The sequence below is a fragment of the Providencia sp. M-27 genome, assembly GCF_011077905.1.
Lineage (GTDB): Bacteria > Pseudomonadota > Gammaproteobacteria > Enterobacterales > Enterobacteriaceae > Providencia > Providencia huaxiensis.
This window is the reverse complement of record NZ_JAALBT010000002.1, coordinates 400306-414935: the sequence shown is the minus strand read 5'-3', so window position 1 is coordinate 414935 and position 14630 is coordinate 400306. Positions and strand designations below refer to the sequence as shown.

Annotated in this window: 18 protein-coding genes and 1 riboswitch; of the genes, 11 read left to right on the top strand and 7 right to left on the bottom strand. The window is 38.6% G+C overall.

Annotated elements, in window-relative coordinates; all coding sequences use genetic code 11:
- The first annotated feature begins 93 nt into the window (after positions 1-93).
- Positions 94-327: a DUF1480 family protein gene (locus G6Q48_RS05320; protein WP_102138682.1), complete on the top strand. Its 234-nt coding sequence runs from the start codon at positions 94-96 to the stop codon at positions 325-327.
- A gap of 440 nt (positions 328-767) precedes the next feature.
- On the opposite strand, the gene G6Q48_RS05310 is transcribed toward G6Q48_RS05320, so the two are convergent.
- The 4 genes from G6Q48_RS05310 to ftnA all read right to left on the bottom strand — a co-directional run bounded on the left by G6Q48_RS05310 (position 768) and on the right by ftnA (position 3198).
- Entirely contained in the window at positions 768-1115 is a 348-nt protein-coding gene (locus G6Q48_RS05310) for a DUF2511 domain-containing protein (RefSeq protein WP_102138683.1), read from the bottom strand.
- Positions 1116-1179: 64 nt separating this feature from the next.
- Positions 1180-2076, bottom strand: a complete 897-nt coding sequence (gene copD, locus G6Q48_RS05305; protein WP_166264842.1) for a copper homeostasis membrane protein CopD — start codon at positions 2074-2076, stop codon at positions 1180-1182.
- A 1-nt stretch (position 2077) separates the two neighbouring features.
- Positions 2078-2464 (bottom strand): copper homeostasis periplasmic binding protein CopC, encoded by a 387-nt coding sequence (gene copC, locus G6Q48_RS05300; protein WP_166264840.1) that lies wholly within the window; start codon positions 2462-2464, stop codon positions 2078-2080.
- Between the two features lie 230 nt (positions 2465-2694).
- Positions 2695-3198, bottom strand: coding sequence for a non-heme ferritin (gene ftnA / locus G6Q48_RS05295; RefSeq protein WP_102138686.1), 504 nt, complete (start codon positions 3196-3198; stop codon positions 2695-2697).
- A 290-nt stretch (positions 3199-3488) separates the two neighbouring features.
- On the opposite strand from ftnA, the gene G6Q48_RS05290 reads away from it, so the two are divergent.
- Positions 3489-3719, top strand: coding sequence for a DNA polymerase III subunit theta (locus G6Q48_RS05290; protein ID WP_004253885.1), 231 nt, complete (start codon positions 3489-3491; stop codon positions 3717-3719).
- A gap of 77 nt (positions 3720-3796) precedes the next feature.
- On the opposite strand, the gene yebF is transcribed toward G6Q48_RS05290, so the two are convergent.
- Both yebF and G6Q48_RS05280 read right to left on the bottom strand, forming a co-directional pair.
- Positions 3797-4162 (bottom strand): protein YebF, encoded by a 366-nt coding sequence (gene yebF / locus G6Q48_RS05285; protein ID WP_102138687.1) that lies wholly within the window; start codon positions 4160-4162, stop codon positions 3797-3799.
- A gap of 180 nt (positions 4163-4342) precedes the next feature.
- Positions 4343-4522 carry a YoaH family protein gene (locus tag G6Q48_RS05280; protein ID WP_004253877.1) on the bottom strand — a complete coding sequence of 60 codons (180 nt, stop codon included), beginning with the start codon at positions 4520-4522 and terminating at the stop codon, positions 4343-4345.
- A 124-nt stretch (positions 4523-4646) separates the two neighbouring features.
- Between G6Q48_RS05280 and pabB the strand changes: the two genes are divergently transcribed.
- The 8 genes from pabB (at position 4647) to mntP (ending at position 13073) form a co-directional block, all read left to right on the top strand.
- Positions 4647-6017, top strand: a complete 1371-nt coding sequence (gene pabB, locus G6Q48_RS05275) for an aminodeoxychorismate synthase component 1 (RefSeq protein ID WP_166264837.1) — start codon at positions 4647-4649, stop codon at positions 6015-6017.
- Entirely contained in the window at positions 6010-6570 is a 561-nt protein-coding gene (locus G6Q48_RS05270; protein WP_102138689.1) for a CoA pyrophosphatase, read from the top strand. Before pabB ends, G6Q48_RS05270 begins: the two co-directional genes overlap by 8 nt.
- A gap of 280 nt (positions 6571-6850) precedes the next feature.
- On the top strand, positions 6851-8215 hold the full coding sequence (locus G6Q48_RS05265; protein ID WP_166264833.1) for an L-serine ammonia-lyase: 1365 nt from the start codon (positions 6851-6853) through the stop codon (positions 8213-8215).
- A 681-nt stretch (positions 8216-8896) separates the two neighbouring features.
- Positions 8897-9865 (top strand): PTS mannose transporter subunit IIAB, encoded by a 969-nt coding sequence (gene manX, locus G6Q48_RS05260; RefSeq protein WP_207393009.1) that lies wholly within the window; start codon positions 8897-8899, stop codon positions 9863-9865.
- Positions 9866-9933: 68 nt separating this feature from the next.
- Positions 9934-10737 (top strand): PTS mannose/fructose/sorbose transporter subunit IIC, encoded by an 804-nt coding sequence (locus G6Q48_RS05255; RefSeq protein ID WP_004253851.1) that lies wholly within the window; start codon positions 9934-9936, stop codon positions 10735-10737.
- Between the two features lie 12 nt (positions 10738-10749).
- The gene (locus tag G6Q48_RS05250; RefSeq protein ID WP_102138691.1) at positions 10750-11601 is read left to right on the top strand and encodes a PTS mannose transporter subunit IID; all 852 of its coding nucleotides are present in this window, start codon (positions 10750-10752) and stop codon (positions 11599-11601) included.
- An 89-nt stretch (positions 11602-11690) separates the two neighbouring features.
- Positions 11691-12149, top strand: coding sequence for a DUF986 family protein (locus G6Q48_RS05245; RefSeq protein WP_004911283.1), 459 nt, complete (start codon positions 11691-11693; stop codon positions 12147-12149).
- Positions 12150-12300: 151 nt separating this feature from the next.
- A riboswitch (yybP-ykoY riboswitch) is annotated at positions 12301-12445 on the top strand.
- A 46-nt stretch (positions 12446-12491) separates the two neighbouring features.
- Positions 12492-13073 carry a manganese efflux pump MntP gene (gene mntP / locus G6Q48_RS05240; protein WP_102138692.1) on the top strand — a complete coding sequence of 194 codons (582 nt, stop codon included), beginning with the start codon at positions 12492-12494 and terminating at the stop codon, positions 13071-13073.
- A 32-nt stretch (positions 13074-13105) separates the two neighbouring features.
- Here mntP and rlmA read toward each other — a convergent pair whose 3' ends face one another.
- Positions 13106-13930: a 23S rRNA (guanine(745)-N(1))-methyltransferase gene (rlmA, locus tag G6Q48_RS05235; protein WP_102138693.1), complete on the bottom strand. Its 825-nt coding sequence runs from the start codon at positions 13928-13930 to the stop codon at positions 13106-13108.
- 135 nt (positions 13931-14065) lie between these two features.
- On the opposite strand from rlmA, the gene G6Q48_RS05230 reads away from it, so the two are divergent.
- The gene (locus tag G6Q48_RS05230; protein ID WP_166265033.1) at positions 14066-14536 is read left to right on the top strand and encodes a GNAT family N-acetyltransferase; all 471 of its coding nucleotides are present in this window, start codon (positions 14066-14068) and stop codon (positions 14534-14536) included.
- Positions 14537-14630 lie beyond the last annotated feature (94 nt).

Genomic DNA, 14630 nt, shown 5'->3' with positions numbered 1-14630 from the left:
AAAAATTATTTTGGAAATTAATTCCATTTATACTATGCTTAACTTCGTTGGGCTGATTATATATGGTTAAAATGGATAAAGTGAGGTGCAGTTATGTGTATTGTGAAATTGAAAATATCTTCCTATGAAATTAATGATGCGATTATGGCTTCCCACAAAAGCGATACCGTCAGTATTCCATGTGATTCTGATACTGACTTCTGCATGCAACTTGATGGGTGGGACGAACATACAAGTATTCCGGCAACTTTAGATGAGAAACCAGTCTTACTCTACCGTGATCGCTATGACAAAGAAAATCATCATTGGGTGATGAAACTGGCTTAATCGTTTTATTACTATGCTTAGGTGAGTGACTAAAGCTTAGACGAGTGGCTAAGCATATAAATGAGCAGGAACTAATAAGCTGATATGAAATGAGAACGAACAAAATAATAGGCAAAAAAAGAGGCCTGGTAGATTCCGATTACCGGGCCTTGGGAAATGGCTCTGGCAGAGCCGTGCGCTAAAATTGCCATTGAGACGTAACAAAGTACACTCTAATACTAGCTTTCAATGCACGTTCTTACCATGTTTATTATCAATAATTTCACATATTATTAACACAATTTATTTCTTAATTTTCTAAAGTTGAACTATTTGTTTAATAGGTTGAACCTATGCATGCAATAACTCAAACCTTTCAATCAATCAACATATTGAATAATATTGATAATTTTCTAATTCCCCACTTTCCTATAGGCTGATAATTTTAATTGGCAATATACTCAATTGACCACACACAATTTTTCAGCGGCTTCTTTTATCGGCAAGATTCTTTCCTCTACTGACTTGGCGCTATCAATAGGCTTAAGTAGTACATCAATAGGCTGCGCTTTTATCTCTTTCTTATTCATCAGTTCAGTCGCTATTTCATTGAGTGGATATTGCATTAATGTGGCAGGGTTAATGACGACCAAAGCCCCATTATGGCGGCACTCTAACATGACCTCCTCACGAGTAAATGGCCAATCAGCACCAAATTGTTTTTTACTCACGGATGTTAACGGTGCAGAAAAAGCTGTACTCACAGTTCCACCCAATAATAGAGAGCAAATAATGAGTTTAAGTTTCATGGTAGTGACCTTATTAAACATTGAAGATATCGTTGCATATTATCAATTAAATATAAAAGTTTAGCTAGATTGGTTGGTAGCTTGCAAAAATCGCCACAGAAAGGATCGCCATAGTGCCTAACAGTAACTCAACCCAACTGTTAATGATTAGGTAATTTACCCGCCCTTTTTGCCTAATGATCGGAACAATGTAGTAGCGATTGATAATAGCTAACAAAAGCATTCCCCCCACTAAAATGATCTTAAACCAAAGTAGTGATTGGTATTCTGACCCAGAGTAGTTTAATGGCCAGCCTGGCAAGAGAGTTACTGCGCTGATGATCCCCGTTATAATAACCAGTGCAACGGCGATATGGCCAAAACGCGAAAAACGCATCATGGTATTCACAATTTGTTTATCCATCCCTTCAGCCATCTCTTTTTTATTGCGTAAAAATTGAATGCAAATTAAAAAAGGCCACAAACCACCAAACCAATAGGCAGAACTAATAAGATGAACAAACTGATTAATACGATGAAGCATTCCGATTGCGCCATCATGCATCGCCGCGTGCCCAATAAAAGCATGCAGACCGAGTAGGATTAGCGAAAAGAGCAATATTAACTTTAATCGTAATTTGATAGGTTTTACAAATAAAACCAAAAGTAATGAAACGGATGACAAAAGTTCCCAACGCCATATTTGACCAAATGACGTCCCTAATACCCCTTGCCATATCTCCCAGTCGATACTATCTTCCCAACCATCACCCATCAAACCTGCTTGCGCAAGCATCCAGCTAAAGGCCGTTAACACTGTAACGATGGCGCAGAAGAAAATGCCTTTATTCAGATAGCGGCTTAGTAAATAATTAAATGACCCGCGACTAAGCACCACTGCAAATATTGACATTCCGCACATCAATATTGCAGCGATAAAATGAACAAAGCGAATAAGTGTGTAAAAAGCTTCTAGTGACATATTATTTCACTGTAAAGCTATACGTTCCTTTTGTTTTGTGTCCATCGACAGAAACAACGCTCCAATTAACATCATATTTCCCAGCAATGAGCTTGTCTTCAACAGGAACGATCACTTTTGTATCGTTACTTGGGTCTAATATTGCTTTACCCGTTTTCACAATTTTATTTTCAGGCCCAATAATACTGATTTTAGTGAAATTAACTTCGATACCTTCAGAAAAGCTTAATGAGATAGACTCTGGCGCTTGTTCTACTGCTGTACCTTCAGCAGGAAGCTGGTCTTTTAAATGCGCATGTGCAAATGCTTGCTGGAAAGACATTCCTAAAAAAAGAACGGCAACTGCGCTGAGTTTGCGCCATGAAGATTTAATAGGGTTAATTGGCATAGTAACCTCTTAATTTGCAGGTGAATTTAGAATAATTGCCAATCATTATACGGAAAACAAACCATTTTACCGCTTAAAAATGGGTTTTATCGCCCTATCCTGTGAGTTTTCACACAAAATGAAAAGAAAAAGACTTATGAACATTGAATTACCGTATTCATGTCCATAAGTCTAGGGAGCTTTATATCAAGTTGAAATAAAAACGATGTTTCTATTTACTGGTGTTTCGATTAAACATGTGTTGCTGCTGACAGGTTTTTTAAGTCTTTATCTAGCAAGAAGAGTGCTTTACCAGACTCACCCACCATATCCAGTTTATCCAGAACTGATTTAAATAATTTCTCTTCTTCATGTTGCTCTGCAACATACCATTGTAAGAAGTTAAATGTAGAATAATCTTGTGTTGTCATTGCTAAATGAGCCAATTTATTAATTTCACGGGTGATTAATTGCTCATGTTCGTACGTTTGGTTGAATACATCGCTAATTGATTTGAAATCAACTGGTGGCGCTGCAATTTGCCCTAACAGTGGCAATGCACCTGTGTCACTAAGATAATCAAATAAACGCTGCATATGTTCCATTTCTTCTTGAGAGTGTGCTTTTAAGAACGCAGCAGCGCCTTCATAGCCTTTGTCACTACACCAAGCACTCATTTGCAAATAAAGGTTTGCAGAGTAAAATTCAAGGTTTAATTGTTCGTTTAATTTTTTGACCATATCTGTAGTTAACATATTTATGCCTTATCGGTTAATCATTGATGAGTATATTATGCACAGTATTACAATAATTAAAACCCTAAAACAATCTTAAAACAAAAAAATCCAATTTACTGATAATTAATAACTTTTGTTAAAAACAATAATAATCAATCTCATTATCTTTTCCTGTTTTTTCTTAATAACTAAATATATAAATGGATAAATTTAACCCTTATTTTTCATTATTCCAATTAATGTATTGAGATTTTTTCTCATTATCCAGTTACAATAATAAGGGATAAATTTAACCGTAGAGATCAAATATGAGTCACAATCTTGCTTTATTGCCTAAAGATGAAATGGATAAGGTCAATGTCGACCTTTTGGCTTCCGGTGTTGCATTTAAAGAGCGCTATAATATTGCCATCATCGCTGAAGCTGTTGAGCGAGAACAACCTGAACATTTAAGAGAATACTTCAGGGAGCGACTAGTATACTACCGCCAGCTATCACAGAATTTTGCACGTATGCCTTATGAGCCGCGAAATCGCTAGCCCCAAGAACACACAAAAAATGATGCAAAAAAGGGATAACCTGAATGGTTACCCCTTGATTCTCAAGATTAAAAAATTTATTTCGTCGTATTATATGTCACGGTGTTATTTTGGCAGTCTACCGCAACTGAATAATGTAAGTCAGATTTTGCACCACGAACAACTAGCGGTACCCTGTAACCTGTTTCGGTTTTAGTGACTTCACTATCATTGACCCATGCAACCGCTTTCTTGCCTAAAGCCGCTTTTTCATCCGTCCAGCGAGGTAAACGATTATGCATAAAATCGCTTTTCACTTGTGCTGCAATTTGTGGCTCAGTTAACGTACCACAACTGACGAAAGGTGCAGCTTTACCTTCTTCACTATTTGCGCTTAACGCAAAAGAGCTAAAAACCAGCGCACAAGCACCTAAAACTACAGCAATTTTTTGATTCGCTTCCATACCATCCTCCGATACCTATTAATAGGTAAAGACTTTTGATTAGTTTAGCGGCTTATTTCAGCCTATTAGATACCAGTTATCTTCTGGTTATTACCTAGTCTTCATTGATAAATAGAATGACTTAACTAATATTAATCTATCAGGTTTATGTATGGATGTTAATAGTATGTTTACGGATTATTAATTTTCATCATCAAAACGAACATGGATCTGCTCTTTACCTTGGTGCTTTTCTCTAATTTCTTGAGCGACTAATGCAATTGCCTCACCACTACTCATCCCTTCCGCCATCAATTGATGAATTTTTTCAACTGCTTCTTGCTGTTCTTGGTGATTAAGTGCTGGCATACCAGAAAACATGGTTTAAACCTCATGTATAAAAGACTAAAATCAATGATTAAGATTTTAACATCTCTTCGACTATTAAGATAAGAATATATGTTAATCTGTATTGATTCACTTGCGGAAATTTAGACTCATCATTATGGTTATCAAAAAAATCCAATTACCTTATAGCCCAAACACAGCCATTGATTATTTTACCCCTCTGGCACACCAGCCATGGGCGATGTTACTGCATTCAGGTAATGCAAAACACGCCCATAATAGGTATGACATTATTGTTGCTGACCCCATTGCAACACTGACGACTTATCAGCTTGAAACAACCATCTCAGAGCCAAATCAGGCTCCTATCGTTTCTGAATCAGATCCTTTTGAACTTCTTCAAGGATTGCTTGATAAATACCAACCGAAACATCAGGAAGAGACTGAATGTCCCTTCAATGGCGGAGCCCTCGGTCTTTGGAGTTACGATTTAGGTCGACGCATTGAAAAATTACCTGAAATTGCAACAACAGAATTGCAATTTCCAGATATGGCAGTTGGCATCTACTTGTGGGCACTCATTGTTGACCATCATGATAAAACCACCACACTCATTAGTTATGATGATGTTGAAGCTCGGCTTGCTTGGCTACAAGCCCAAAAGAAGCCCCGTAAAAACAAATTCCAATTAACGACCTCATGGCAATCAAATATGTCAGAAGAGGCATATCATCATAATATTGCCCATATCCATGACTATTTACATAATGGTGATTGCTATCAAATCAACTTAGCGCAAAGATTCAAGGCCAAATATAAGGGCGATGAATGGAATGCATTTTTAGCGCTACTTGAGCGTAATGGAGCTCCTTTTTCTTCATTTATACGCCTCCCAGAAAATGCAATTATCAGTATTTCGCCTGAGCGTTTTATCAGTTTACAAGATGGGAATATTCAAACCCGCCCAATAAAAGGTACGCTACCTCGCCTAGATAATGAACAAGATGACCTTGCACAAGCAGAAAAACTGGCGAACTCAGTAAAAGACCGCGCAGAAAACTTGATGATTGTCGACCTACTACGTAATGATATTGGCCGCGTTGCAAAACCAGGCACGGTCAGTGTTCCTGAATTATTCGCTGTTGAAGCTTTTCCTGCAGTGCATCACTTAGTCAGTACCGTCACGGCAAAACTCGAGAGCCCATACCGTGCAACTGATTTGTTACGTGCATGCTTTCCTGGCGGTTCAATAACCGGAGCACCTAAAGTACGTGCAATGGAAATTATCGAAGAGTTAGAACCCCATCGTCGACATGGCTATTGTGGCGCAATCGGCTATATTAGTTTCAGTGGTAATATGGATAGCAATATCACTATCCGTACTTTACTGACGTATAAAAAGCAGGTTTATTGCTGGGCTGGCGGCGGTATCGTTGCAGATAGCCAAGCAGACAAAGAGTATCAAGAAACTTTTGATAAATTAAGCCTGATCTTACCGTTATTAGGAGCGCTCAATACCGATGACTGAACTGAATAACTTTATCAGTCGTTTTCAGTTTACTTTACCGGCTACCCGCCAGTCTGAACGCAAGGCGGGTAAATCGGCGGCTGTTCTTTTACCTATTATCAATAAACCAAATCCGACGCTACTTCTCACGCAACGCTCTCCTTTTTTACGCTCCCATGCAGGCCAAGTCGCCTTTCCGGGAGGCGCTAGTGACCCAGAAGATGGCACGCTCGTCAATACCGCCTTGCGTGAAGCTTATGAAGAAGTGGCCATCCCCCCTGAAAAAGTCACAGTACTGGGTCAGTTAAGCCCCTTACAAAGTTACGGTGGCTATGAAGTCACGCCAATCGTTGGCTTAGTGCCAAATAACATTCAATACCAAGCCAACCCGAGTGAAGTCGCCGCTATCTTTGAAGTTCCCTTATTTGATGCGCTTTCATTACAACGTCATAAGTATGTCGATATTAAGCGTTCAGGGCGACATAATCGCATCTTTTTTTATTGGTATAATGGCCATTTAGTGTGGGGACTAACCGCCTCTATTATTCACCAACTTGCTTTGCAATTGGATTAACGCTTAACACAACTTTTCACCATACGATGCCAGTATTGCAGTAAAATCTATTTAAGATAACAAGATATGACGTCATATATGACAAAATATACCTCTACCACCTGTTGCTTTTTTGAGCACATCACAGACATTTTGTGCTATTTACAATCAATTACCCTTCAGCAACTACCTTATTTCAAAAAATACTTTAAACTTACTGGTTAACACTACTAAATAACAGTAAAGTAGCGCCTTTTAAAATAATGCACTACATTTTCATCTTTTTTTTAAGGAGTCCTGCGTGATAAGCGTTTTCGACATGTTTAAAGTGGGCATAGGCCCTTCAAGCTCTCATACCGTTGGTCCAATGAAGGCTGGGAAAGAATTTGTCGATGATTTAGTAAGCAAAAATCTATTACCTAATGTCACTCGTATTTCAGTGGATGTTTATGGGTCATTATCGCTTACTGGAAAAGGGCACCATACTGATATTGCCATTATTATGGGGCTAGCAGGTAATTTACCTGCCACTGTCGACATTGAATCCATCCCAACTTTTATCAAAAATGTAGAAGAAACAGAAAAGTTATCATTAGCGAATGGTCTTCAGGTCGTAGACTTCCCTAATGAAGGTGGCATGAATTTTCGTCAAGACAACCTGCCATTGCATGAAAATGGCATGACAATCCATGCTTTTGCAGGTAATGATGAAATTTACACCAAAACCTATTATTCCATTGGTGGTGGTTTCATTGTAGATGCAGAGCATTTTGGCGAGTCAGCGCTTGATAGTAAACCGGTCTCTTATCCATTTAACTCTGCGGAAGAGCTGCTACTAAATTGTAAAAAATCAGGTCTTTCAATTTCTAGCTTAATGATGAAAAATGAGTTAGACCTTCACACCAAAGAAGAGATTGAAGCCTATTTCGCTGATGTATGGCAGACGATGCAGGCCTGTATTGAGCGTGGTTTAAACACCGAAGGTGTGTTGCCGGGCCCTTTGCGTGTGCCCCGTCGTGCGCCGGCACTTAATCGAATGGTCACTTCATCAAGTAAGCTATCTAATGACCCGATGAATGTGGTTGATCTGATCAATATGTATGCCTTAGCCGTGAATGAGGAAAATGCAGCTGGCGGCCGTGTCGTAACTGCCCCAACTAACGGTGCCTGCGGCATCGTACCAGCGGTATTAGCTTATTATAATCATTGCATTGAACCTGTAACGCCAGAGTTATATATGCGCTATTTCTTAGCTTCAGGCGCTATTGGTATTTTATACAAAATGAATGCGTCCATTTCAGGTGCTGAAGTAGGCTGCCAAGGTGAAGTCGGTGTGGCATGTTCTATGGCCGCAGCTGGTCTGGCCGAATTATTTGGTGGCAGCCCTGAGCAAGTGTGTATTGCTGCAGAAATCGGTATGGAGCACAATTTAGGTTTAACTTGTGACCCTGTCGCAGGCCAAGTGCAAGTTCCGTGTATTGAGCGTAATGCCATCGCATCCGTTAAAGCGGTGAATGCCACACGTATGGCCCTACGCAGAACAAGTGAGCCGCGGGTTTCACTCGATAAAGTCATTGAAACTATGTACGAAACAGGGAAAGACATGAATGCGAAATATCGTGAGACATCCCGAGGCGGGTTAGCCATCAAAGTACAATGTGACTAATTTTATTCTCAATTAATTTAAGCCTTAAGCACCCTTTTCTATTCTGTTATCGCTTTAAACAGTATTTTGAGGGTGCTTTTTTAATATGCATTAAAAAGTTTTTGTTATTCTTTAGTCACCTTTATCTTCCTAAATGATCCAATTCACCTAATCAATTACCCATAATTTTTCCATTGAATTAACTCAGTTTTCTTATATTCAACAAATTACATCAAAACGAAATTAATACTATTTTGTGCTAAAGATTGTTTTGAGCTGAACAAGAGATAGCTAATCACCACTGAAATTTGGTTGTTTTTTACTCTAAAAATCAATATCGCACTATTTTATTTGCTTTTTTTGTTACCGATAACACAGCAAGAAACTAACAAAAACAAAATACTCAGATTATTAATTTTATTGAATTGAAATAAACAGCAGCAAAATGCAATTCAATATCAATTTTTAGGTATATTCTTATTTTTCTGACGCGAAACAAGTTTTTAGGATAATGCAAGATGATATGCTAATAATGTAATTGATACTAACAACACCATGAGCTAGTTAATGAATATTATGAGATGTTTGTAATTATTCAGCTAAAATTATTATACAGGGGAAACTGATAAAAAGGCGCCTAACTTAAGTGTCCATTTTATCGACAGATAATGTTTTGTTTTATCTATCTATGAGGGAAAAATAGTGAGTATAGCTATTATGATTGGTACACACGGAGTCGCTGCAGAGCAGCTTCTTCGAACAACCGAAATGTTAATAGGCGAACAAGATAATGTGTCGTTTATTGACTTTATCCCTGGGGAAAACGCAGACACCCTATTTGATAAGTACACCCAAAAGCTAACTGATTTAGATACATCAAAGGGTGTCTTATTCCTTGTTGATACATGGGGAGGCAGTCCATTTAACGCGGCTAGTCGCATTGTTAATGAGCATGATAATTATGACATTATCACTGGTGTGAATGTTCCAATGTTAGTTGAAACCTTCATGTGCCGTGATGATGACCCATCAATGAATGAACTTATCTCTGTTGCACTCGAAACGGGTCGCGGTGGTGTTCGTTCATTTAAATTCAAAGAAGCTGAAACAGAAGTAGAACCGACTCCTGTCGCATCAAGCACCCCCGCCCCAGCACCAGTGAAAGCCGGCCCCGGTGGACATATGGTGATCGCACTTGCTCGTGTTGATGACCGCTTAATTCACGGACAAGTCGCAACACGCTGGACGAAAGAAACCCAAGTTAAGCGCATTATCGTAGTCAGTGATGACGTAGCTAAAGACCAAGTTCGTTCAACATTGCTGAAGCAAGTCGCACCACCCGGTGTCACCGCGCATGTTGTCGATGTGGCTAAATGTATTCGCGTCTACAATAACCCGAAATACGCTGGTGAGCGCGTTATGTTGCTTTTCACTAATCCAACTGATGTTAAACGTATCGTCGAAGAAGGTGTTGATATTAAGTCCGTTAATATTGGTGGTATGGCATACCATGATGGCAAAACCATGGTCACAAATGCCGTATCTATCAACCAAGAAGACATTGATGCATTTAATTATTTGAACGACAAAAATATTGAACTTGAAGTTAGGAAAGTCTCATCAGATAGCAAAGTTTATATGATGGACTTGATCAATAAGCTCAAAAAATAATTTTTATATTAATTTTAATCCATTACTCAAAACAGATTTTAAAACTTTTGGTTACAGGAGATTAAACAATGGAACTTACCGTTGTTCAAATAGTAATGGTCTTCATCGTCGCGTGTATCGCGGGGATGGGATCAATCCTTGATGAATTCCAATTTCACCGTCCTCTCATTGCCTGTACGCTTATAGGTATCGTTCTGGGAGATATGAAAACAGGTATCATCATCGGTGGTACATTAGAAATGATCGCACTTGGGTGGATGAATATCGGTGCTGCCGTTGCACCAGATGCCGCTTTAGCATCCATCATTTCAACGATTCTCGTTATTGCTGGTGGGCAAAGCATTGGTGCAGGTATTGCCATCGCCATCCCACTCGCAGCAGCAGGACAGGTATTAACCATTATTGTTCGTACTGTAACGGTTGCATTCCAACATGCTGCTGATAAAGCCGCCCTCAATGGTAATCTAACTGCTATTGGCTTTATCCATATTTCAGCTTTATTACTGCAAGCGATGCGTATCGCAATACCTGCGTTAATTGTCGCCATTTCTGTTGGTACATCAGAAGTACAACAAATGTTGGATTCTATCCCACAAGTTGTTACCGACGGCCTTAATATTGCGGGTGGTATGATTGTCGTTGTCGGTTATGCGATGGTCATCAATATGATGCGTGCAGGCTACTTAATGCCATTCTTCTACTTAGGCTTTGTTACCGCAGCATTTACTGACTTCAACCTAGTTGCACTTGGGGTGATCGGTACTGTTATGGCTATTTTGTATATCCAACTCAGTCCAAAATACAATAAATCACAAACTGTTGTTACCCAAGGGAATAGTAGTAATAACAACCTTGATAATGAGTTAGACTAGGAGGAACGTATAATGGTAGATATCACAAAACCGACAGCTAAAAAGCTTACACAAAGCGATATTCGCGGCGTATTCTTACGGTCTAACCTGTTGCAAGGTTCTTGGAACTTTGAACGTATGCAAGCCCTAGGCTTCTGCTACTCAATGGTTCCAGTTATTCGTCGTCTTTACCCAGAAAATAATGATGATAGAAAACAAGCCATTAAGCGCCATCTTGAATTCTTCAATACTCACCCGTATGTTGCAGCGCCTGTTCTGGGTGTCACAATGGCAATGGAAGAGCAGCGTGCCAATGGTGCTGACATTGATGACGGTGCAATAAATGGTATCAAAGTTGGTCTAATGGGGCCATTAGCCGGTGTGGGTGACCCAATTTTCTGGGGAACTGTTCGCCCTGTATTTGCGGCTCTCGGTGCAGGTATCGCAATGACAGGTAGCTTACTTGGCCCTCTCCTGTTCTTTGTTTTGTTTAACCTTGTACGTTTATTAACCCTTTACTATGGTGTGTCATACGGCTACAAAAAAGGGATTGATATTGTTCAAGACATTGGTGGTGGTTTCCTACAAAAACTAACCGAAGGAGCATCAATCCTTGGTTTATTTGTTATGGGGGCTTTGGTAAACAAATGGACACATGTCAATATTCCACTTGAAGTGTCACGGATCAAAAACCCTACAACGGGTACTGAAGATATTACCACCGTTCAAATGATCCTTGATCAACTCATGCCAGGCTTAGTGCCTCTATTGCTGACTTTCGCCTGTATGTGGTTGTTACGTCGTAAAGTTAACGCGTTGTGGATTATTATCGGCTTCTTTGGCTTGGGTATCCTAGGTGCTTGGCTGAACTTCTTAGCGCCATAATTTTCCATCATTATTTGAATTGGGAGGTTGCAGCCTCCCTTTTTTAATTTTAAGCTCTGCATTATGTCTACTTATCCAAGGGCTCACAAATGACCTTCAATGATGCCATTCTTGCTATAATCATTTTGATCATGCTTGTTTATGCAATTTATGATGAATTCATTCAGCATTTGCTAAAGGGTAAAACCTTATTAAAAATTAATCTAAAAAGAAAACATCGAGCTGATGCTATTATTTTTATTGTTCTAATTTGTATCGTTATTTATACAAATATTGTACGTCATGGTAATTTATTAACCACTTACTTATTATTGATTACTATTTTTATGTCAATCTATTTGGCATTTATAAGAACACCTAAGCTATTCTTCAAACAAACTGGTTTTTATTTTGCTAATGCATTTATTTTGTATGACAGAATAAAAACAATGAATTTATCCGAAGACGGTGTATTAATAATAGGTTTAGAAAAAAAGAAAATTAATATTCAAGTATCACATCTTGATGATTTACAACGAATTTATGAATTCCTCATTAATCATAAGTAAGCGCTTTTTATATTGGCATTAAAAATAGGGTTAATTATCAATTTAATTAACCCTATTTTTACCAATAACCTTGTTGATAATAATTCTCACTAACATTTAATATCCACAATTAATTAAGTGTTGCCTTTAATATAAAATATGGTATCTTTCTTTCCACGTCATTGGGGAGTAGCCTGTTCTGGTTTTATATATAATACCAGAAAGTCCGTATCAACATACTCGTTTGGTTTCAAACGTGGTGCGGACACCAAAGTTCGGTTGGCAAGACCATAGACACATAAATAAGCCTTTTGGTTGGGGGTAATTTATGTGTATATGGAATCACCCAACCGAGGTTCTATTATGAGTTTCTATGCTACCCTTATCTTAGCCCTTGCCCTGTCAATGGATGCCTTCGCTGTCGCTATTTGTAAAGGTGCAGTACTTCATAAACCCCGCTTTAGAGAAATCCTCCGTACCGGTTTTATTTTTGGTTTTATTGAAGCCATAACCCCCATTATTGGTTGGGGGATCGGGATCTTAGCTAGTCAATATGTTATCCGCTGGGATCACTGGATTGCATTTGGTTTATTGTTTGTTTTAGGTGCTAGAATGATCTGGCAGAGCATTAAAACAAAAGATGAAGAATGCTGTTCTAAACCCACTAGTCATAGCTCAACAAACCTTATTTTTTCTGCGATAGCCACCAGCCTTGATGCAATGGCTATTGGTCTCGGTTTAGCTTTCTTACAAGTAGATATTGTTCATACTGCCATGACTATCGGCTTAATGACGATGATTATGGCAACTATCGGTATGATGATTGGCCGCTATGTTGGCCCATTACTCGGAAAAAAAGCAGAAATTATTGGTGGGTTGGTACTAATAGGTATTGGTTTTAATATTTTATTTGAGCATCTTGAGTTATTTATGTACGCCCATTAGTTTTTGTGCCCCCTTATATGGGGGCAATAACCTTACTCTGCATCAGATTGATAAACACGAATTAAAAAATCAGCCGTATACTCTTTCACTTCAGCTTGTTGCAAATTCTCTTTGACCTGTTCTGATGCACGCCAAGCAAATGGGGTCATCATCAACAATTCATAAGCTTCTTGCCCTGTCAATGCCATTTTATAATTTAATTGGCAACTATCTATTAGCGAAAGATTGGGTAAATCTTCGTCTTTGGTTGGATGTAACTTAACCTCATCGTAAATTAACGCTTTTAATTCTTGCAGATGCTCTGCCGCAGGCGTAACGGTAATTAACATACCTTTAGAAACTAATACACGACTTAATTCTTGTGCTTTGCAGGGCGCGTAAATTCGGACAACTCCACCTAAGCTGTTATTTGAGAATGGCAAGCGATGACTTGTACCGACGCAAAAACGAACGGATTTATACCGCTTCGCCGCATAACGAATCGCTGCTTTCGAAACATCTAGGCCTAAAACTGTATATTTTTCAAAATATTTTTCTAGTTCTCGAGAGAAATAGTCTGTGTAATACCCTTCCCCACACCCTATGTCTAACAAACTAGTATTAGATGATGGAATAAACTGAATAATTTTTTCTGCCACCTTTTCACGCATCGGGTGGTAATGCCCTGCATCGAGAAATTGCCTACGCGCTTGCATCATTTCAGCATTATCACCGGGGTCTTTAGATCGTTTATGTTGCACCGGCAACAAATTAACGTAACCTTCTTTCGCACAATCGAATTGGTGGTTTTCTGCGCAGCGATAGCTGTTATGCATCAAGTTTAGCGGTGTAAAGCAAAGGGGGCATTGATAATTCATAAAAGTCACTGATTTAAAAATAAGGGTGAGTATACCATATTCAAATTAGTTTTCTTTCTGTTATATATCTTGCTTTTTAACTGTATTTTTTGTTCTATAAAAGTAATCAAAAAAACATTAGCGATGTGTCTCATGATGAAAATTAGGTTAGCAACAGCCGATGAAGCAGAACATCTTTGGTCTATACGTAACCAAGCCATTCGACATGGATGCACAACGAGTTTTGATGCAAAAACGATCAGTGCCTGGACACCTGATGAAATGCCAGTAAGTTATATATGTATTGTGAAGAATAACCCATTCTTTGTCGCGGTAAATAAGAATGATGACCCCATTGCAACTGGCTATCTTAATTTAGAGGCTGACAGTGTTGAAGCAATATTTACTCTACCACAATACACTGGCTGCGGAGCTGCTGGCTTAATATTAGATGCCATTAAAGCTGAAGCCAAAAAGAGAAACATTAAAAAATTAGTATTAGATTCATCACCGAATGCGGAACGCTTTTATCAGAAACATGGATTTATTTCGATTAAAAATGGTAGCTATTACTCTTCTCTTGCACAAGCCGAGTTAAATTGTATTCGAATGGAAATTGAATTATAACTTTCAGTATAGCTGGAGATAAAAGCCACTAACCTATTTAGTGGCTTTATTTCTATTCAAGACTGACTATATTTGTGATCAACAGTACCTGTGA